This is a genomic window from Arthrobacter sp. I3 (genome assembly GCF_000520575.1).
In the GTDB taxonomy this organism is placed as follows: domain Bacteria; phylum Actinomycetota; class Actinomycetes; order Actinomycetales; family Micrococcaceae; genus Arthrobacter; species Arthrobacter humicola_A.
In genome coordinates, this window is the sequence record NZ_KI914938.1 from 1 (window position 1) to 19,365 (window position 19,365).

Annotated in this window: 20 protein-coding genes and 1 pseudogene; 16 read left to right on the plus strand and 5 right to left on the minus strand. The window is 68.0% G+C overall.

What is annotated here, in order from left to right; genetic code table 11:
* The 9 genes and pseudogenes from Y706_RS30285 to Y706_RS0114835 all read left to right on the plus strand — a co-directional run.
* Positions 1-1,036: pseudogene (locus Y706_RS30285) on the plus strand (DUF222 domain-containing protein); the annotation flags it as partial.
* Positions 1,037-1,169: 133 nt separating this feature from the next.
* A complete protein-coding gene (locus Y706_RS0114800; protein WP_028277198.1) occupies positions 1,170-1,553 on the plus strand; it encodes a hypothetical protein in 384 nt (127 codons plus the stop codon).
* Positions 1,554-1,744: 191 nt separating this feature from the next.
* Positions 1,745-2,728 carry a bifunctional riboflavin kinase/FAD synthetase gene (locus tag Y706_RS0114805; RefSeq protein WP_028277199.1) on the plus strand — a complete coding sequence of 328 codons (984 nt, stop codon included), beginning with the start codon at positions 1,745-1,747 and terminating at the stop codon, positions 2,726-2,728.
* 97 nt (positions 2,729-2,825) lie between these two features.
* Complete coding sequence (gene kynA, locus Y706_RS0114810; RefSeq protein ID WP_028277200.1) at positions 2,826-3,680, plus strand: tryptophan 2,3-dioxygenase; 855 nt, start codon at positions 2,826-2,828, stop codon at positions 3,678-3,680.
* Complete coding sequence (kynU, locus tag Y706_RS25670) at positions 3,677-5,026, plus strand: kynureninase (RefSeq protein WP_043436234.1); 1,350 nt, start codon at positions 3,677-3,679, stop codon at positions 5,024-5,026. The genes kynA and kynU overlap by 4 nt, the downstream gene beginning before the upstream one ends.
* Positions 5,027-5,164: 138 nt before the next feature.
* Complete coding sequence (gene rpsO / locus Y706_RS0114820; protein ID WP_018774485.1) at positions 5,165-5,434, plus strand: 30S ribosomal protein S15; 270 nt, start codon at positions 5,165-5,167, stop codon at positions 5,432-5,434.
* A 247-nt stretch (positions 5,435-5,681) separates the two neighbouring features.
* On the plus strand, positions 5,682-7,949 hold the full coding sequence (locus tag Y706_RS0114825; RefSeq protein WP_028277201.1) for a polyribonucleotide nucleotidyltransferase: 2,268 nt from the start codon (positions 5,682-5,684) through the stop codon (positions 7,947-7,949).
* 105 nt (positions 7,950-8,054) lie between these two features.
* Complete coding sequence (locus tag Y706_RS0114830) at positions 8,055-9,404, plus strand: M16 family metallopeptidase (protein WP_028277202.1); 1,350 nt, start codon at positions 8,055-8,057, stop codon at positions 9,402-9,404.
* A 57-nt stretch (positions 9,405-9,461) separates the two neighbouring features.
* Positions 9,462-9,959 (plus strand): hypothetical protein, encoded by a 498-nt coding sequence (locus Y706_RS0114835; RefSeq protein ID WP_043436235.1) that lies wholly within the window; start codon positions 9,462-9,464, stop codon positions 9,957-9,959.
* A 4-nt stretch (positions 9,960-9,963) separates the two neighbouring features.
* Here Y706_RS0114835 and Y706_RS0114840 read toward each other — a convergent pair whose 3' ends face one another.
* The 3 genes from Y706_RS0114840 to moaA all read right to left on the minus strand — a co-directional run bounded on the left by Y706_RS0114840 (position 9,964) and on the right by moaA (position 11,764).
* Positions 9,964-10,245 (minus strand): hypothetical protein, encoded by a 282-nt coding sequence (locus Y706_RS0114840; protein ID WP_028277204.1) that lies wholly within the window; start codon positions 10,243-10,245, stop codon positions 9,964-9,966.
* A gap of 104 nt (positions 10,246-10,349) precedes the next feature.
* Entirely contained in the window at positions 10,350-10,616 is a 267-nt protein-coding gene (locus Y706_RS0114845; protein ID WP_028277205.1) for a MoaD/ThiS family protein, read from the minus strand.
* Between the two features lie 8 nt (positions 10,617-10,624).
* A complete protein-coding gene (gene moaA, locus Y706_RS0114850; RefSeq protein ID WP_028277206.1) occupies positions 10,625-11,764 on the minus strand; it encodes a GTP 3',8-cyclase MoaA in 1,140 nt (379 codons plus the stop codon).
* A gap of 132 nt (positions 11,765-11,896) precedes the next feature.
* Between moaA and Y706_RS0114855 the strand changes: the two genes are divergently transcribed.
* The 7 genes from Y706_RS0114855 to Y706_RS0114885 all read left to right on the plus strand — a co-directional run bounded on the left by Y706_RS0114855 (position 11,897) and on the right by Y706_RS0114885 (position 18,563).
* The gene (locus Y706_RS0114855; protein WP_043436237.1) at positions 11,897-12,640 is read left to right on the plus strand and encodes a response regulator transcription factor; all 744 of its coding nucleotides are present in this window, start codon (positions 11,897-11,899) and stop codon (positions 12,638-12,640) included.
* Positions 12,627-14,009, plus strand: coding sequence for a sensor histidine kinase (locus tag Y706_RS0114860; RefSeq protein WP_028277208.1), 1,383 nt, complete (start codon positions 12,627-12,629; stop codon positions 14,007-14,009). Before Y706_RS0114855 ends, Y706_RS0114860 begins: the two co-directional genes overlap by 14 nt.
* 128 nt (positions 14,010-14,137) lie before the next feature.
* Positions 14,138-15,724: a molybdopterin-dependent oxidoreductase gene (locus Y706_RS0114865; protein ID WP_253906812.1), complete on the plus strand. Its 1,587-nt coding sequence runs from the start codon at positions 14,138-14,140 to the stop codon at positions 15,722-15,724.
* A 26-nt stretch (positions 15,725-15,750) separates the two neighbouring features.
* The gene (glp, locus tag Y706_RS0114870) at positions 15,751-16,974 is read left to right on the plus strand and encodes a molybdopterin molybdotransferase MoeA (protein ID WP_028277210.1); all 1,224 of its coding nucleotides are present in this window, start codon (positions 15,751-15,753) and stop codon (positions 16,972-16,974) included.
* On the plus strand, positions 16,971-17,543 hold the full coding sequence (gene moaC / locus Y706_RS0114875; RefSeq protein ID WP_275450883.1) for a cyclic pyranopterin monophosphate synthase MoaC: 573 nt from the start codon (positions 16,971-16,973) through the stop codon (positions 17,541-17,543). Before glp ends, moaC begins: the two co-directional genes overlap by 4 nt.
* Entirely contained in the window at positions 17,540-18,052 is a 513-nt protein-coding gene (locus Y706_RS0114880) for a MogA/MoaB family molybdenum cofactor biosynthesis protein (protein WP_028277212.1), read from the plus strand. Before moaC ends, Y706_RS0114880 begins: the two co-directional genes overlap by 4 nt.
* The gene (locus Y706_RS0114885; protein ID WP_028277213.1) at positions 18,042-18,563 is read left to right on the plus strand and encodes a molybdenum cofactor biosynthesis protein MoaE; all 522 of its coding nucleotides are present in this window, start codon (positions 18,042-18,044) and stop codon (positions 18,561-18,563) included. The genes Y706_RS0114880 and Y706_RS0114885 overlap by 11 nt, the downstream gene beginning before the upstream one ends.
* Before the next feature lie 34 nt (positions 18,564-18,597).
* On the opposite strand, the gene Y706_RS0114890 is transcribed toward Y706_RS0114885, so the two are convergent.
* Both Y706_RS0114890 and Y706_RS25675 read right to left on the minus strand, forming a co-directional pair.
* Complete coding sequence (locus Y706_RS0114890; protein ID WP_028277214.1) at positions 18,598-19,056, minus strand: Clp protease N-terminal domain-containing protein; 459 nt, start codon at positions 19,054-19,056, stop codon at positions 18,598-18,600.
* 9 nt (positions 19,057-19,065) lie between these two features.
* Positions 19,066-19,269 carry a helix-turn-helix domain-containing protein gene (locus tag Y706_RS25675; RefSeq protein ID WP_026266610.1) on the minus strand — a complete coding sequence of 68 codons (204 nt, stop codon included), beginning with the start codon at positions 19,267-19,269 and terminating at the stop codon, positions 19,066-19,068.
* Positions 19,270-19,365: the final 96 nt, after the last annotated feature.

A 19,365-nucleotide genomic window follows, 5' to 3' on the forward strand; every position in this document is an offset into this window, starting at 1 on the left:
GCGACCGTCATCACGCTCGCCCTGGACCGGGTCCGGCACGCCTGCCTCCCGGAGGCCGCGGCGGCGATGGAGCACGCCCTGACCCGCACCGCGGCCGAGAACGACGCCGACTTCCTGGCCCGGGTCAGCCGCAGCTGGGCCGAGGCGCTGGACCAGGACGGCGCCGAACCCTCCGAGGAACTGCTCCGCCAGCTCCAGGGCGCCTTCCTCCGCAAACCCCGGCACGGCCTGCAGCACCTGGAAATCTTCGCCACCACGGACCAGTTCGAACACCTGATCACCGTGATGAACACCGCCACCAACCCCCCGCACCGGCGAAAGCACCGCCACCGGACCTGGTGACGGGTCCGCGGCGGCGGATGCGCCCTGCGCGGCTGATGAGCCCGCCCCGCGGGAGGACCCCGCGCTGCCGTCCCTGGACCTCCGCTCCCGGCCCCAACGGCTGCTCGACGGCCTGGTCGGCGCGTGCAAGGCAGCCCTCGCCGCCGGAGCGCTGCCCGCGGCCGGCGGGCTCCGGCCCCAGGTCATGGCCACCATCGATTACCGGGACCTGCTCACCCGGCTCGGGACGACTCCCGCCGAAACAGGCGCCCCTGCCAACACCGCACAGCACGGCACCGGGACGCTGCTGTTCACCGGCCCCGTCACCGCGTCCACCATCCGCAAAATCGCCTGCGACGCGGACATCATCCCCGTCGTCCTCGGCGGCGAGGGCCAGATCCTGGACATCGGCCGCGCCTCCCGCGTCTTCCCGCCCCACATCCGCAAGGCCATCACGGCCCGGGACCGGGGCTGCGCCTTCCCGCAATGCACCATTCCGGCATCCTGGTGCGAGGCCCACCACATCACCTACTGGTCCCGCGGCGGAACCACCGGAACCGGCAACGGAACCCTGCTCTGTTCCCATCACCACCACGTGATACATAAGGAACACTGGAGCATCCAGATGCGCACCGGGATTCCCTGGTTCATCCCGCCACTCCACCTCGACCCAGCCCGGACGCCCCGCCGGAACAGATACTTCCGCCTGGAGTGACCCCTCGCCTGGACTGAAGCTCGCCTCGACTGACTCGGTGGGACCCCAGAAATCGGCGCCCTCCGTCGCCGGGCTCCCTGCACCGGGCCGAAAGTCCCAAGCATGCGCGCCCGGGCGGGCCTAGGGTGGAGGCATGGACCAGCGCAGTCTGATGCTGCGGGCAGTGAAGACGCTCCACACCCTTGCCTGGCTCGTGATCGAGGCCTGTATGGCTTACGTCCTGTACGCCGGCATCACGGGCCGAAATGACCGGAAAACGAGGGCTGCCGCCGTCGTGGTTGCCAGCGAATCGCTGATTTTTGCGGGCACCGGCTTCCAATGCCCGCTGACCGTCGTCGCGAAAAATCTTGGCGACGGCTCCGGCTCCGTCACGGACATCTACCTGCCGCGGTGGTTAGCGAATATCCTGCCTGGGCTCCACGTCCCCCTCATCCTCGTCGCCGTGCTGCTGCATTGGCGGAATTGGCGGAAACAGACGGTGCGCGACAGCGAGCGGCGGCTTTTGCTCGGGCGATAGTGCGCGCCCGCCTCACACCTTCGCCCTGCTGCCGATTAACCGAGGTTCCTCCGGCGGGGCCTTTACGCGGATGCCCCGGGAGCCCGGCGGACCGTCCGGGAGTTGCCCGGATTGCGGGTAATCTAAGAGAGTTCCGGAGCCGGCACGGTCGCTCCGGAGGAGTTCATGGCAGGCAGCAAAAGGCGAGGTTGATGGTCCACATCTGGAACGATCTGTCCGAGGTCCCGGCGGACTTTGGTCCTTCGGTTGTCACGTTCGGCAATTTCGACGGCGTGCACCGCGGCCACCAGCAGGTGCTGTCGCAGCTCATCCGGACCGCCCGGTTGAACCACGCACGCGCGGTCGCCATCACCTTCGACCCGCACCCCGCGCAGGTACACCGCCCGGAATCGGCTCCCGAACTGATCATGGGGCTGGAGGACAAGCTCGTGGCCCTCGGAGAGCTCGGCCTCGACGCCGTGCTGGTAATGAAGTACTCGATGGAGCTCGCCAGTCTCACCCCCGACGAATTCGTCGCGACAGTGCTGGTCGACAGCCTCAAGGCCAGCCACGTGGTGATCGGCCACGACGCCCGGTTTGGCCGCGGCAATTCCGGCGACCTCGCCACCATGCAGGAGCTGGGCAAGAAGCTCGGGTTCGAGGTGCTGGTCATCAGCGAATTCGGCTCAGAGGGCTTTCCCATCCACGACGACGACGGCACGGACCGCCGCTGTTCGTCCACGTGGGTGCGCGAGGCCCTGCGCGCGGGCGACGTCGCCACCGCCGCTGCCGTCCTCGGCAGGCCGCACCGGATGCGCGGCGAGGTGGTGCACGGTGCCGCACGCGGCCGCGACCTCGGATTCCCCACCGCGAACCTCTCCTCGACGGCCACCGGGTACATCCCCGCGGACGGCATCTACGCCGGCTGGCTCGTGGACCAGGCAGGCACGCGCTGGCCCGCCGCCATCTCCGTGGGCTCGAACCCGACGTTCGACGGCGTGAGCCGTCAGGTCGAGGCCCACGTGATCGACCGCCCGGAAGAGTCTCCCGACGACTTCGATCTGTACGACCAGACAGTTGTGGTGGAATTTGTCGCCAGGCTCCGCGGCATGGTGGCGTACCGTGGGGCTGAAGCTTTGGTGGAGCAGATGCGCCTGGACGTCGTCCAGGCCCACGACCTCCTGTTCGCCCACTAAAAACCGGGCCGGATCGGCGTCGGCCCCCCCGCAGACAATGTTCTGATTCACTGGAGCCGCGCTGATTCACAGCCACTTGGCAAGGAAGGCAAGACACGTGACCATCGAGAAAAACACGAGGGAACTGGACCAGGACATTGTCCGGGATTTCAGCGCGCGGATGAGCTACGCGTCCTACCTGCAGTTGCCCACCCTGCTCAGCGCCCAGCAGCCGGTCAGCACCCCGGAACACCACGACGAGATGCTGTTCATCATCCAGCACCAGACCACGGAGCTTTGGCTGAAGCTGGTATTGCACGAGCTTCGCAGCGCCGCCGCGTGGCTGCGGTCGGACGACCTCGGGTCCGCCCTGAAGGCGATCGCCCGCGTCAAGCACATTCAGAAGACGCTCACCGAGCAATGGTCCGTGCTGGCAACCCTGACGCCCACCGAGTACTCCCAGTTCCGCGGCTTCCTCGGCAACTCGTCCGGATTCCAGTCCAGCCAGTACCGTGCGGTGGAGTTCCTCCTCGGCAACAAGAACGCAAAGATGCTTCCGGTGTTCGAATCGGACCCCGAGGCCCACGAGATGCTGCGCGAACTGCTCGAAGCCCCCAGCATCTACGACGATTTCCTCGCCTATCTCAAGCGCCAGGGCTTTGACGTTCCTGACTCCCTGCTGGAGCGCGACGTCACCAAGGCCCACGAGTTCTGCCCCGAACTGGTCCCGGTGTTCAAGTACATCTACGAGAACGCCGCCGACAACTGGGGCGCATACGAGGCCTGCGAGGAACTTGTGGACCTTGAGGACAACTTCCAGCTGTGGCGTTTCCGCCACCTGCGCACCGTCCAGCGGACCATCGGCATGAAGGCCGGCACCGGCGGATCGAGCGGCGCCGCGTTCCTGCAGAAGGCCCTCGAACTGACCTTCTTCCCCGAGCTCTTCGCCGTGCGGACGGAGATCGGCCAGTGAGCATCTCCGCCAACACCGAAGCGACGGACAGCCTGTGGCAGCGCGCCCTCGAGCTCGACGCCGCGGATCCGCTGGCCGGCTACCGCGACCACTTCGTCGGCACGGACACGGACCTGTCCTACCTTGACGGCAACTCCCTGGGCCGTCCGCTCAAGCGGACCGTCACCGACATCAGCAGCTTTATCCAGGACAGCTGGGGCGGCCGCCTGATCCGGGGCTGGGACGAGGAATGGCTCGAACTGCCCGAGAAGATCGGCGACCAGCTCGGCCGCGCCGTGCTCGGCGCGGCGCCGGGGCAGACGATCATTGCCGATTCCACCACCGTGGTGCTGTACAAGCTCATCCGCGCCGCGCTGGCAGCCGTCACCGATCCGGCCCGGACCGAGATCGTCCTGGACACGGATAATTTCCCCACGGACCGCTACCTGGTGGAGGGAATCGCCCGTGAAGAAGGCCTGACCCTGCGCTGGATCGACGCCGATCCCGCCTCCGGCGTCACCGTCGAGCAGGTGCGGGATGCCACCGGCCCGTCCACCGCCGTCGTGGTCCTGAGCCAGATCGCCTACCGCTCCGGCTTCCTCGCGGACCTGCCGGGCATCACCGCGGCAATCCACGACGCCGGCGCACTGGTGGTGTGGGACCTGTGCCACTCCGCCGGGTCTGTAGAGATCGCTTTGGACGACGCCGACGTCGACTTCGCGGCAGGCTGCACCTACAAATATCTGAACGGGGGACCGGGCTCGCCCGCGTTCGCCTACATCAACGCACGGCACCTGGCCGGGCTGCAGCAGCCCATCTGGGGCTGGATGGGGCGCAAGGACGCGTTCGAGATGGGTCCCGGCTACGAGGCCGCCCCCGGCATCCGCGGCTTCCTCAGCGGCACTCCGGCGATCTTCGGGATGCTCGCCATGCGCGGCACCCTGGACCTGATCGAGGAAGCGGGGATGGCTGCGCTCCGGGAGAAGTCGCGGCTGCTGACCGCTTATGCCCTCGAACTTTACGACGCGTGGCTGGGGCCGGCCGGCGTGCAGCTGTCCACCCCGCGGGCGGCGGAACTGCGCGGCAGCCATGTGACGATCGACCACCCGGCCTTCCGGGAAATGACGGCCACATTGTGGGACCAGGACGTGATTCCCGATTTCCGCGCCCCGCAGGGCCTCCGGATCGGGCTCTCGCCGCTCAGCACATCCTTCGCGGAGCTTTACCGGGGCGTCGCCGCTATTCGCGAACTGCTCTCAGCCCAGGAAAGTGGAAAACCGCAACTGCCGCAGGCAGCCGGCGCGCCGGCAGAGTCGGCGGCCCTGCCCGGCGGTTTCGACAAGACCGCGGACGTGCCACTAAACTGAACGTTGGATCCGGCTGCAGTCCGTGGCGGCTGGCTCCTGTTGTGTACGGAACGCCCGGCTTCGGCGGGGGATTCCGGGACGGCACCCCCGGCAGTGATTTACTGATTCGGGCCTCACGGCACATCTCTAGGAGTTATTGTGGCACTTGAAGCCGCTGTAAAGCAGTCCATCATCAAGGATTTCGCAACGTCCGAGGGCGACACCGGTTCGCCGGAGGTTCAGGTTGCAGTCCTGACTCAGCGGATCAAGGATCTCACTGAGCACATGAAGGAGCACAAGCACGATTACCACACCCAGCGCGGTCTGCTGGCCATGGTTGGTCGTCGCAAGCGCATGCTCACCTACCTCAAGAACACTGACATCACCCGCTACCGTAAGCTCATCGAGCGCCTCGGCCTGCGTCGCTAGTCAGCTTTAAGGGGCGGCCCCTTCCGGACCGGAAAGGGCCGCCTTCTTCAGGAAAAAACTAAACAGGAGGATCAACCGCATCACGCATTCGCGGTCCTCGGTAGTGATCCCCGGGAACGGCCTCAAGGAATGAGGCCCGGCCCGTGGGTCTCGATCGATGACCGGGTGCAGTGCAGGCCAGTAGACAGATGCTGGGCTGGGTTGATGCGGCTGGGCTCCGTGAACCAAGAAACGGAGGTGACTCTCTATGGAGGGTCCCGAAATCCAGTTCTCAGAAGCAATCATTGACAATGGCCGCTTCGGCAAGCGTGTAATCCGCTTTGAAACCGGCCGCCTTGCCAAGCAGGCAGCCGGCGCAGCGATGGTCTACATCGATGAAGAGACCGCGCTGCTGTCCGCAACCACCGCCGGCAAGCACCCGCGTGAAGGTTTCGACTTCTTCCCGCTGACCGTCGACGTCGAAGAGCGTATGTACGCCGCCGGCCGCATCCCGGGCTCGTTCTTCCGCCGCGAAGGCCGTCCCTCCACGGAAGCCATCCTGGCCTGCCGCCTCATGGACCGCCCGCTGCGCCCCGCGTTCGTCAAGGGCCTGCGCAACGAAGTCCAGATCGTCGTCACCGTGCTGTCCATCAACCCGGACGAGCTCTACGACGTCGTCGCGATCAACGCGTCCTCGATGTCCACCCAGCTTTCCGGCCTGCCCTTCTCCGGCCCGATCGGCGGCGTCCGCGTTGCCCTCGTTGCCGACGAGAACGGCTCGCAGTGGGTTGCGTTCCCGAAGCACTCCCAGCTCGAGAACGCCGTCTTCAACATGGTCGTCGCCGGCCGCATCGCCGGTGACGACGTCGCCATCATGATGGTTGAAGCCGAAGCCACCGACAACTCCTGGAACCTCATCAAGGAACAGGGCGCCACCGCCCCGACCGAAGAGGTTGTCTCCGAGGGTCTCGAGGCTGCCAAGCCGTTCATCAAGGCCCTTTGCGAAGCACAGTCCGACCTGGCAGCCCGCGCCGCCAAGCCGACCGTCGAGTTCCCGGTCTTCCTGGACTACCAGGACGACGTCTACGCCGCCGTGGAGTCCGCTGCCGCCGAGAAGCTGGCCGCTGTCTTCCAGATCGCCGACAAGCAGGAACGCGACACCGCGTCCGACGAGCTCAAGGACGAGGTCACCTCTTCCCTGGCCGGCCAGTTCGAAGGCCGCGAGAAGGAGCTGTCCGCAGCCTTCCGCTCCGTCACCAAGCAGGTTGTGCGCCAGCGCATCCTCAAGGACCAGATCCGCATCGACGGCCGCGGCCTGACGGACATCCGCCAGCTCACCGCCGAGGTTGAGGTTCTGCCCCGCGTCCACGGCTCGGCCATCTTCGAACGCGGCGAGACCCAGATCATGGGTGTCACCACGCTGAACATGCTCAAGATGGAACAGCAGATCGACTCGCTGTCTCCCGTGACGCGCAAGCGCTACATGCACAACTACAACTTCCCGCCGTACTCCACCGGCGAGACCGGCCGCGTCGGTTCCCCGAAGCGCCGCGAAATCGGCCACGGTGCCCTCGCAGAGCGCGCCATCATGCCGGTGCTGCCGTCCCGCGAGGAATTCCCCTACGCCATCCGCCAGGTGTCTGAGGCTCTCAGCTCCAACGGTTCGACGTCGATGGGTTCCGTCTGCGCCTCCACGCTGTCCCTGCTGAACGCAGGCGTGCCGCTGAAGGCTGCTGTTGCCGGTATCGCCATGGGCCTGGTCTCCGACCAGGTCGACGGCCAGACCCGTTACGCCGCCCTGACCGATATCCTCGGCGCCGAAGATGCCTTCGGTGACATGGACTTCAAGGTTGCCGGTACCTCCGAGTTCGTCACGGCCATCCAGCTGGACACGAAGCTCGACGGCATCCCGGCCTCGGTTCTGGCCGCCGCCCTGAAGCAGGCCCGCGAAGCCCGCCTGCACATCCTGGACGTCCTGAACTCCGCGATCGACACCCCGGACGAGCTCTCCGAGTTCGCGCCTCGCGTCATCGCGGTCAAGATCCCGGTTGACAAGATCGGCGAGGTCATCGGCCCGAAGGGCAAGATGATCAACCAGATCCAGGAAGACACCGGAGCCGACATCTCGATCGAGGACGACGGAACTGTCTACATTGGCGCCACCAACGGCCCGTCTGCCGACGCAGCACGGTCCGCGATCAACGCCATCGCCAACCCGCAGATCCCGGAAATCGGTGAGCGCTACCTGGGCACGGTCGTCAAGACCACGACCTTCGGCGCCTTCGTTTCCCTGACCCCGGGCAAGGACGGCCTCCTGCACATCTCCGAGCTGCGCAAGATCGCCGGTGGCAAGCGCGTGGACAACGTCGACGACGTCGTCTCCGTGGGCCAGAAGATCCAGGTGGAAATCACCAAGATCGACGATCGCGGAAAGCTGTCCCTCTCGCCCGTAGTGGCTGAGGAGGCTGGCGCGGAAAATGCAGGAAACACGGAAAGCGCTGACAACGCCGAGGTCTCCGCGGACGCCGCAGAGTAGTCTCTCCTGAGTCAAAAAGCGGGGCCGGTGGATCAACCACCGGCCCCGCTGCTGTTAAAGGTAGGATGGCAGGCAGATTTGGCATGTGTTCAATGAAAGGCCTTGATGACTGTCGTCCCCCTGCCGCTAGAGCAGAACCAGCACGCTGACACCCTGATCCACGGCGCCGACGGCGGCTCTGAGGTGCGACGCTCGGTCCTGCCCGGCGGCGTCCGCGTCCTCACCGAAGCGATGCCGGGCCAGCGCTCTGCCACGATCGGTTTCTGGGTCGGCGTCGGCTCCCGCGACGAGGCTCCCGGCCAGCACGGCTCAACGCACTTCCTGGAGCACCTGCTCTTCAAGGGCACCAAGCGCCGCACCGCGCTGGAGATCGCCTCGGCCTTCGACGAGGTCGGCGGGGAATCCAATGCGGCCACCGCGAAGGAGAGCACCTGCTACTTCGCCCGCGTGCTGGACACGGACCTTCCCATGGCGATCGACGTCATTGCGGACATGATCACCGGCGCGGTCCTGGACCCGCAGGAGATGGAGCAGGAGCGGGACGTCATCCTCGAGGAAATCGCCATGGACAGCGACGATCCCACCGACGTCGCGCACGAGAACTTCGTGGCCGCCGTGCTGGGAACGCACCCGCTGGGCCGCCCCATCGGCGGCACGCCGGCAGCCATCCGGGCCGTGGCGCGCGACTCGGTGTGGGACCACTACCGCCGCTACTACCGTCCCGACGAGCTCGTGGTCACCGCGGCCGGCGGCCTGGACCACGACGTCGTCTGCGGGCTCGTGGTGGATGCCCTGCACTCCGCCGGCTGGACCCTTGAGGCCGCGGCCGCCCCCGTGCAGCGCCGCTCCACCGAACGTGCATCGATCACCGGCACGGCCGGCCTGCATGTGGTCAAGAGGCAGGTGGAGCAGGCCAACATCATTATGGGTTGCCCGTCGCTGGTCGCCACCGACGGCCGCCGCTTTGTGATGAGTGTGCTCAACGCCGTCCTCGGCGGCGGCATGTCCTCCCGCCTCTTCCAGGAGGTCCGGGAAAAGCGCGGACTCGTCTACTCGACCTACTCTTTCGCCTCCTCCTACGCCGATGCCGGCTATTTCGGCATGTACGCCGGATGCACCCCGTCAAAGGTCCGGCAGGTCATTGATCTGCTGGGCGCTGAACTGGACAAGCTGGCTGCCGACGGCATCTCAGACGAGGAGCTCCGCAAGGCGGAGGGGCAGCTCTGCGGCGGAATCGTGCTGGCGCTGGAGGACACCGGTTCCCGAATGTCCCGGCTGGGCCGCGCGGAACTGGTGTCCGGCGAGTACCAGGACATCGATGAGACCCTCCGCCAGATCAAGGCCGTCACAGCCGCGGAGGTCCAGGAACTCGCCCGTGAGCTCGCGGCAGCCCCGCGGACCGTCACAGTGGTGGGGCCGTTCGAGGAAACCGAGACGTTCGGGCTCCTGGCCTAGACATTCCAACTGGCGCGGCGTCATGATGGTGGCGGGGTCACTCGGGAGGAACTCCATATGGGAGAAACTGTGGACCGGCCGCTGCCAGGCAGTGCATGCGAGGCGCTTGAGGGGTTCCTGGGCCATTGGACGGGAACCACGCACTGGGAGGCAACCGCGTGGGGTCCGGCGCGCACCGCGGACACCGAGATTATCTTTTCCCGGGCAGCCGCCGGGCTTGCGGTCACCCAGAGCTACCGGCACACGGATGCGGACGGGACCCGGTCCGAAGGCCACGGTGTCTTCACGACGGACCCGGACCATCCCGAGGCCTTCTGGTACCACGTCAACAGCTTGGGGTTGCCGCCCGAGGGACCCGCGCGCGCCAGCATGGAAGACGGCACCTTGACCGTGGAACGCCGGAGTGACCGCGGCACCGCACGGCACACCTTCCGGGTGGACGACGGCGAACTGACTCACACCGCCGGTCTCCGCCTGGGCAGGGCGAGTGACTTCACGCCCTTCATGACCACCGTGTGCCGCCGCGTCGCTGAGAGCGCCTCCGTCCCGGTGTGAGGTCTCAGGATGCGGCTTCGAGGATCCGGGTCTTTGGAGCCCCTTGTAGGGCCGGGGCGGCGTCGGCGGAGTTCCAGACCTTCGCCTGAAGATTGGCCAACAAGGCTTCCGCTTGCTCGCGTTGGTCGAAGTCCAACTCGACCACCACATAGTGCGGGTCGTCCACCGGGCGGCTGATCCGGTACGCAGTGACACCAGACGCCGCCCGGTTCACCGGATCACGGTCGAAGGCGGTCTTCCACATGCCAAAATCCTTGATCCTGTGCTCAATCTGCAGTGTGAACATGGCGCTCTCCTGATTGTTTGTCGCCTGCCGCGGGGTAGTCCACACTCTAGGACCGGTTCGGTCCACGCGATAGCCCGCCAGTGCCGGGCCCAGCTGTGCTGTGCCTAGCCGCCGGCGAACGGCGGCAGCACGTCGACGACGTCGGCCGGCTTGAGCGACGCGGCATGGTCCCGCACGGCAACTTCGTTGAGCAGGAAGCTGGAGCGGGACAGGATGCGGGCCAGCGGCGGCGTACCGGCCGGCGGTTCGGGGCGCTCGACGGCGAGGATCGCCTCGAGCAGCGAGGCGAGGGTGTCGCCGTCGGCGAGGTCGTAGCGTTCTTCATCCACGCCGGCGGCAGCGCGTGCGGCAGCGAAGTAGCGTACATTCACGAAAAAAATCAGCCTCCGATGGCGCTCATGCTGCGGTCCGGCTGGACGAAGTCGGGCGCGTCGAGGCCCACGTGGTCCATGCCGTGGGCCTTGGGCTTGATCCACATGGCATCCTGCCAGCGTTCGGCGAGCTGTTCGTCGCTGGCCCCCTCGCGCAGCAGCCCCAGCAGATCCACTTCCTCGCGCGAGAACAGGCAGCTCATGATCTTGCCCTCGGCGGTGATGCGCGTCCGGCGGCAGTCCGAGCAGAACGGCTCCGTGACGGAGGCGATGATGCCCACAGTGCCGAGCAGAGGGCCGGTGGCGCGGTCGGTGCCGGGAACCCGGGCCCGGACTTCGAACCGTTCCGCCGGGGCGCCGTCGCGGTCCCGCGGGTCGGAACTGAGCACGTAGTCGACCGAGAGCAGTTCGCGGATCTCCGCGGCGGTGATCATGTTCCGCCGGGTCCAGCCGTGGTCCGCGTCGAGCGGCATCTGTTCGATGAAGCGCAGTTCATAGCCGCGGTCCAGTGCCCAGGCCAGGAGGGCCGGTGACTCGGCGTCGTTGATCCCGCGCATGAGTACAGCGTTGAGCTTGACCGGGCCCAGGCCTGCGGCCCAGGCGGCGTCGACGCCAGCGAGGACCCTGTCCAGGAAGGGCCGGCGGGTCAGCTTGGTAAAGGTTTCTTCATGCAGGGAGTCGAGCGAGACGTTGATTCTGGTCAGTCCCGCGGCTTTGAGTCCGGCGGCCTTCTTGTCCAGGCCGACGGCGTTGGTGGTCATCGAGATTGGCAGGTCGGGGTGGGCCTGGCGGAGCGCGGCGATGATCTGCAGCAGGTCCGCCCGCACCAGGGGCTCGCCGCCGGTCAGCCGCAGTTCGCGCACGCCGAGCATGTCGACGCCGATCCGTACGATCCGGACGATTTCCTCCGCCGACATCACCGCCTGCTTGGACAGCCATTCCAGGCCCTCGGCCGGCATGCAATAGGTGCAACGCAGATTGCACTTGTCCGTCAGTGAGAGGCGCATGTCCGTGGCGCGGCGGCCGTAGCGATCCACGAGCCCGGCAGGCAGGCCCTCCGGACGCCCGGACAGCGCGGCTGCAGCAGGCATTCCCGCTCCGGGACTGCCTGCCGCGCGGGGCTGGGGCATACCCAGTTGAACTGTCATAGAGTCAGGCTACGCCACCTCGCGGCCCACGTCACAGCCGCATGACGGCACGGATATTACAGATTCGGGAACGATGTCCCGCGGGGGTCCGGAGCCCTGCCCGGACCGTGGCGGCGAACCTATGCTGGAAGCGTGAACAAGACCCAGCCGGCCCCGGACGCAACGGAGTACCGGCGCATCCTTCTCGTCGAGGACGAACCGACCATCGCCGGAGTGGTCCGGGACTACCTCGTTCAGGCGGGATACCAGGTGGTCCTCGCCGCCGACGGGTTCACAGCCCTGCGCCTTGCGGCCGAACGCCGCCCGGACCTCGTCCTGCTGGACCGGATGCTGCCGGGCCTGGACGGTGTGGAAGTCTGCCGCCGGCTCCGTGCCGCACACAGTGTCCCGGTCATCATGCTCACTGCCCTCGGAACGGAAGACGACCGGATCCTCGGCCTGGAAGCCGGCGCGGACGACTACGTCACCAAGCCATTCTCGCCCCGCGAGCTGGTACTGCGGGTCCGGTCGGTCCTGCGCAGGAGCATTCCCGAATTCAGCCCGGAGCCCTCCGTCGAAGTAGGCGGTTTCGACCTCAACCCGGCCGCCCGCACCGTCTCACGCCACGGCACGCCCCTGGCGCTGACGGCCCGGGAGTTCGACCTGCTGGCCTTCATGCTCCGCCGTCCCCGGCAGGTCTTCAGCCGCGAGGAACTCATGAAAGCGGTCTGGGGCTGGGACTACGGGGACCTGTCCACTGTCACGGTGCACGTGCGGAGGCTGCGGGAGAAGATCGAGGACGACCCCACCCGCCCCTCCGTCCTGAAAACGGTCTGGGGCGTGGGTTACCGGCTGGACCCCAGCGACGAGGAGGAGTCCGCCGATGCAGACCTCTGAACTCCTGACCATCATCGGCTGGGCCATGGCCTGGGGAGCCGTGATCGGGGCCGCGTCGCTGCTCATCCTGAAATCCCTGCGCCGGGCCTCGTTCGCGGTCCAGATCTGTGTGGTGGTGCTCGCCGCCGTAGCGGTCCTGACGGCCGGAATGGTCAGCGCCTTCAATGCCATGTTCATCTCGGCCCGGGACCTCGAAGTGATGTGGTACGTCCTGGCCGTGGCGTCCGCCGTGGCTGTTTCGATCGCGCTCGTGCTCGGATCGAGGGTCTCGCGGAACGCCAAGGCGCTGGTCGAGGCTGCCCGGAGCATCGGCCGCGGCGAGAGCCCCGGGATCCAGTCCCCGGTGATGAGCCACGAACTTGCCGCCCTCGCCGCCGAGCTCGAATCCAGCAGCCGGATGCTGGAGGCCTCCCGGCAGCGGGAGGCAGCCGTCGAAAACGCCCGCCGCGAACTGGTCAGCTGGATCTCCCACGACCTGCGGACGCCGCTGGCGAGCATGCGCGCCATGACCGAGGCCCTGGAAGACGGGATGGCCGCGGACGTCCCCGGCTATTACCGCAAACTCATCGCGCAGACCGACCTCATGGCCGGCATGGTCAACGACCTCCTGGAACTGTCGAAGATCCATGCCGGAACGATGCGGCTCAAAGCCGAACCGTTGGACCTGTACGACCTCGCCAGCGACGCCATTGCCGACCTCGCCGCGCTGGCGGAGCAGCACAGTATTACGCTCGACGGCGGCGGCCAACGGGAAAGCCTTGCCCTCGCCGACGGCCCCTCGATGGGGCGTGCCATACGGAACGTCGTGCTCAACGCGATCGTCCACAGCAGACCCGGCTCCCGGGTCACCGTGGAAGTCGGCCGGGACGGTGACCGGGCCGTCGTCGCGGTCACCGACGGCTGCGGCGGAATCCCGGAAGCGGACCTCCCGCATGTGTTCGAAACCGGCTGGCAGAAGGACCCGGCGCGGCGGCAGGCCGGCCGTTGGGCCGCCCCGGACGACGGACTGGACGGTATGGCCCCTGATGGCGCGGCCCCGGGCGACGGCTTCCGGGCACCCGGGCCGGATGAGCCGGCGGGCGTCATGCGCTACAGCGGCGCCGGCCTTGGCCTGAGCATCGTCGCCGGAATCGTCAGCGCCCATCAAGGCACCGTCACCGTGGAGAACGTCGACGGCGGATGCCGGTTCTCGCTGCTGCTCCCCGGCCAGGGAGCAGCCGGCCAGGAGCCGGGTGGCAGCCACGGCACTTCTGCCGCGGAGCCTGATGCCGGGGGAGCAGCAGCCCCGGCAGCAGCAGCCCAGGGCACACGCAACAGGATTCCGCGCGACGCGGTAGAGGAAAAACTCCGGACGGGACGGGCACAGTGAGCAGCGGCGTCGGCTTTGACGGGCAGGGGAAGGAAACCGGCGGAACACTCGCCGGCAGGGAACAGCATACGGAACCGGGAGACCGGCAGCGGCAGTCCCGGGACCTGTGGGCCGCCGGGGCCGGACTGGTGGCTGTGGGGGCGGCGGTGGTCCTCGGTGAACTCACGGCCAGCCTGGTGAGCCCCACGGTGTCTCCGGTGACGGCCGTCGGCGGGGCCGTGATCGACACCGTCCCGCCGGGCGTCAAGGAGTGGGCCATTTCCTTGTTCGGCACGGCGGACAAGGTGGCACTGCTAGGCGGCATGGCACTGGTCATCGCCGCGCTCGCGGCGCTCTCCGGAGTCCTCGAAGTGCGGCGCCGTTTCGCCGGGGTGATTCTCATCGCGGTGTTCGGCGCGGTAGGGCTCGTGGCCGTGCTGAGCCGGGCCGACCTGACCGCCAACGCCATCCCCGTCCCGGTGCTGGTGGCACTGGTGGGGATCGCGCTGTTGCGGTATCTCATCCGGAAACTGTTGGAGTGGCAACCCGATGCCGGCCGGCGACCGGCGGTGGCGTCCGGCCCGCCGGAAACACCACCGGTTGAACCGGCCCCGCAGGACGCCCCTGCCGTGGCGCGTGCAGATGCCACAGCCAACGACGCCGGGCCCGCCCGGCGCCGGTTCCTGCTGGCGCTGGGCGGGACAGCCGCGGTTGCCGCCGTCGCCGGTGTGCTCGCCTCCACCCTCAGGGGAGCTGCCGCCGTCGTCAGCGACGTGCGCAGCAAGCTTGTCCTCCCCGTGCCCGCCGCTCCCGCGCCGCCCATCCCGGCCGGCGCCGAGATCCGGCTGGACGGACTGGGCCCGCTCGTGACACCGAACAGGGATTTCTACCGGATCGACACCGCCCTGCGCGTTCCCCTGGTGGACCCGGCGGAATGGACGCTGAAAGTCACGGGCCTGGTGGAACGGGAGATTGAGCTCGACTACGCCACCCTCCTGGCCAAACCCCTGACGGAACGGCACGTGACCATCGCCTGCGTCTCCAACGAGGTCGGCGGGGACCTGATCGGCAACGCCCGCTGGCTCGGCTGGCCGGTGCGCGAACTGCTCGCCATGGCCGGCCCCAAGCCCGGGGCGGACATGGTGCTCTCCCGCAGCACGGACGGCTGGACGGCAGGGACCCCGCTGGAGGCCCTCACGGACAACCGCGACGCGCTGCTGGCCGTCGCCATGAACGGGGAACCGCTCCCGCTCGAACATGGATTCCCCGTCCGGATGATCGTGCCCGGGCTGTACGGCTACGTCTCCGCCACGAAGTGGGTCACCGAACTCAAAGTGACCCGGTACGCGGACGACGTCGCCTACTGGACGCCCCGCGGCTGGAGCGAGCGCGGCCCCATCAAGACATCGTCCCGCATCGACGTGCCGCGCGACGGGGCCAACGTGAAGGGCGGGACGGTTATCTTCGGCGGCGTCGCGTGGGCCCAGCACACGGGCATCGGCAAGGTGGAGCTGCGGGTCAACCGCGGCGACTGGCATCAGGCCGGGCTGGCCCCCGGCATCTCCAAGGACACCTGGTACCAGTGGAAGCTGGCCCTGCCGCTGGAGCCGGGGCAATATGAGGTCCAGGTCCGGGCCACAGCCCTCGACGGCGTGCCGCAGGCCGAGGAATCCGCCCCGGTCGCGCCGAACGGAGCCACGGGTTACCACACGGTTAGAGTTGACGTGAAGTCCTAGCGAGCCGAGTAGAGGTCAGGAAACGCATGCACCGCACCGAGACAAGGCATGTCAGCGTTCAAGCGCACCGGGACAAAGTGCGGGCCCTGCTGGCCCCCCTGCGCACCGAGGGGCGGGTGGAACGGCTCCCGCTGCTCGAAGCCCTGGGCCGGGGGCTCGCCGCCGACATCCTGGCGCCGCTGGACCTTCCCCCCTTCGCCAACTCGCAGATGGACGGCTTCGCGGTCCGCAGCGCCGACGTGCCCGACGGCGGCAGGGAACTGCGCGTCGTCGCGCCCGTCCCGGCCGGTGCCGCACCGGCGGAACTGGCCGCCGGCACGGCCGCCCCGATCATGACCGGCGCGATGATGCCGGCCGGGGCCGACGCCGTCGTTCCCATCGAGCAGGCCGTGCCCGATTCCTTCCCGGCGCCGGGGGAGCCCGCCACGGTCCAGCTGCCGGCCGCGGCCGCCGGAACGTTCGTGCGTGACGCCGGCAGCGACATCCGCTCCGGCGAGCTTGCCCTCGGCGCGGGGACCTGCCTCGGCCCCGGCCAGCTGGGACTGCTGGCGGCGATGGGCTACACGGAGGTGCCCGTCCGCCCCTCCCTCCGGGTCCTCCTGGTCACCACCGGCGACGAGGTGGTGGAACCGGGCAGCCCGCTGGGACCGGGCAAGATCTTCGACTCCAACGGCACACTGCTCGAGTCCTCTATGCGCCAGGCCGGGCTCCAGGTCACACGGACCGGCGTCTCCACGGACCAGCCGGATGAGCTCGCCGCGTTGCTGCGCCGGCACGCCCCCGCCGTGGACCTGATCGTCACCACCGGCGGCGTCAGCAAAGGTGCCTACGAGGTGGTCCGGCAGGCAATGGCCGGCCACGACGTGGAATTCGGCGCCGTGGCGATGCAGCCGGGCGGCCCGCAGGGGATCGGCAGCTTCGACGGTGTCCCTGTGCTGGGGTTCCCGGGTAATCCGGTGAGCTGCCTCGTGTCCTTTGAAATGTTCCTGCGCCCGGTCCTCACGGAACTGTTCGGCGCCCCGTCGCCCCGGCCCGCCGTCCGCGCGCGCCTCGCCGAGCCGCTGACATCCCCGGCGGGCAAGCACCAGGTGCGGCGCGGCACTCTGGCTCCGGACGGCACGGTCAGGCTGGAGGGCGGCGCGGGCTCCCACCTGGTCCATGCCCTGGCCCGTTCCAACGCCCTGGTCCACGTGCCGGAGGGAACAGCGGCGCTCGCAGCGGGCGACGAAGTGGAAGTATGGATCCTGTGAATGATGTAGAAAACCCTGAAGCGGATGCCACACCAGCGGACAACGGCGGAGCGGACAACGGCGAAGTGGACAACGGCGAAGCGGACAAAAGAGCCGTGGGCAACACCCGCCTGACCCACCTCCGCCACGACGGCACGGCCCAAATGGTGGATGTGTCCAACAAGGCGCAGTCCACCCGGGAAGCCACGGCCACCGCGACCGTCCGCAGCACGGCCGAGGTCCTGTCCCTCCTCGGCGGCGGTGAGCTCCCGAAGGGCGACGCCCTGGCCGTGGCCCGCATCGCCGGGATCATGGCGGCCAAAAAGACGCCCGACCTGATCCCGCTGTGCCACCCGCTGCCGATCGCCAAGGTCACCATCGACTTTGAGCTCGACACCGACGCCGTGACAATTTTCGCCACGGTCAAGACCCGCGGCGTCACCGGGGTCGAGATGGAAGCCCTGACTGCGGCGACGGTCGCGGCACTGAGCGTGTACGACATGATCAAGGCCGTGGACAAGCACGCGGTCCTGACCGATATCAAGGTGCTCGCCAAAAGCGGCGGCAAGAGCGGGGACTGGACCCTATGAACATGCCCGAACCCCACCGCCACGGCGAAGCCACGGGCCGCAAGGCCGGTGTCGTGATCGCCTCCACCCGGGCGGCCTCCGGTGTCTATGAGGACCTCACGGGCCCTGTCATCATCGATTGGCTCACCGAGCACGGCTTCGAGCCGTTCCCCGCCATGGTGGTGCCGGACGGGGCGCCGGTCGGGGCCGCGCTGAGGGCCCTGCTGAGCCAGCAGCCGGCCGTCATCATCACCAGCGGCGGCACCGGGCTGAGCCCCACGGACGCAACGCCGGAGCAGACGCTGCCCCTGCTGGATCGGGAAATCCCGGGCATCATGGAGGGCATCCGGACCGCCGGAACGGCCAAGACTCCCATGGCCATGCTCAGCCGGGGCCACGCGGGCGCAGCCGGACAGACGTTCATCGTGAACCTGCCGGGATCCCCGAAAGGCGTGATGGACGGCCTGGCCGTGCTGGATCCCATCCTTGGACACCTTTGCGACCAGCTGGAAGGCAGCCATGGGCACTGATACCGGATTTGAAATCGTGCATGCCGTGCTGAGCGCCGAACCCATCTCGGTGGAGCAGGCCATCGCGGCGGTGGAGTCGGACACGGCAGGAGCGGTGGTCAGCTTCAGCGGCGTCGTCCGCAACCACGACGGCGGCAAGCAGGTCTCCCGGCTCAGCTACAGCGCCCACCCGACGGCGCGCCAGGTGATGGCCGACGTCGTCGCCGGGCTTGTGGCGGAGCACTCGGTCCCGGCCGGCGATGCCGCGCCCGGCGGATCTCCGGAAGACGCCGCCGGCGGCGCCGGCGCCACCCAGGACGGGCGGCAGCCGGTGCGGATCTGGGCGGCCCACAGGATCGGCATGCTGGAGATCGGCGATCCGGCCCTGGTGTGCGCCGTCTCGGCGGTCCACCGCGGCCAGGCCTTCGCCGTATGTGCAGAACTCGTCGACCGGATCAAGGCCCAAGTGCCGATCTGGAAGGAACAGTTTTTCGCCGACGGCACTGTGGAGTGGGTCGGCGCCGGCGAGTAGAGGCAGTGGTGACCGGCAGGAAGAAGGCTCCGGATCAGGAGGAAAGAACCCTGCGCCGGACCCCCGCCCGGTCGACCCCCAGTTCCTTGAGCAGCACGGCTGCCGGATCGTGTTCCTCGCGGTCCAGCAGCGACAGCAGCAGATTCGCGGTGGTGATCTGTCGTGACTTCTGGTCCGTGGCGTACCGAAGCATGCCTTCCATTACCGACCGGGCGCCCGAACTGAAGGGCGGCTTCTTCCCCCGGCTGGGCATGGGGACGCGCTCGAAGCCGTGGGCATCTATACCGATTGACGCGAGTGCCGTGCGGTCAAGCTTCGCCGCCGCGGCCCGAGCCTGATCGAGCGTGACACCCAGAAGGCCGGCGGGACCAGGATCGTGGAGCGCCCCCAGCAGCAGATGATCCGTGCCCAGCCGCTTGTCGCCGCTGCAGCGGGCCTCGTCCATGGCGAAGCCAACGATTTTTCGGGTGTCGTCGGCAAATCGTTCAAACATGGCTTCATCTCACTCTCGGTATTTTGCGTGGACGGACTGCCGCGAGACGCCCAGGGCGTCACCGATCTGCTCCCAGGTCCATCCCTGCTGTCGGGCAGCTCTGACCTGCGCTGCCTCGACCTGTTCTGCCAGGCGATGGAGGGCGCCGACCGCCCGCAGACCGACGGCGGGGTCGAGTGAATGAATATGCGCGGACAGGTCGTCAGTCTCCATGCCTGTCAGTTTAGATTGACAGGCGCAGGTCGTCAATCCAGCCTGACAGGCCTGGGTCGGCGTGTGACCCATCGAGCCGGCGGGCCGGGCCCTGCG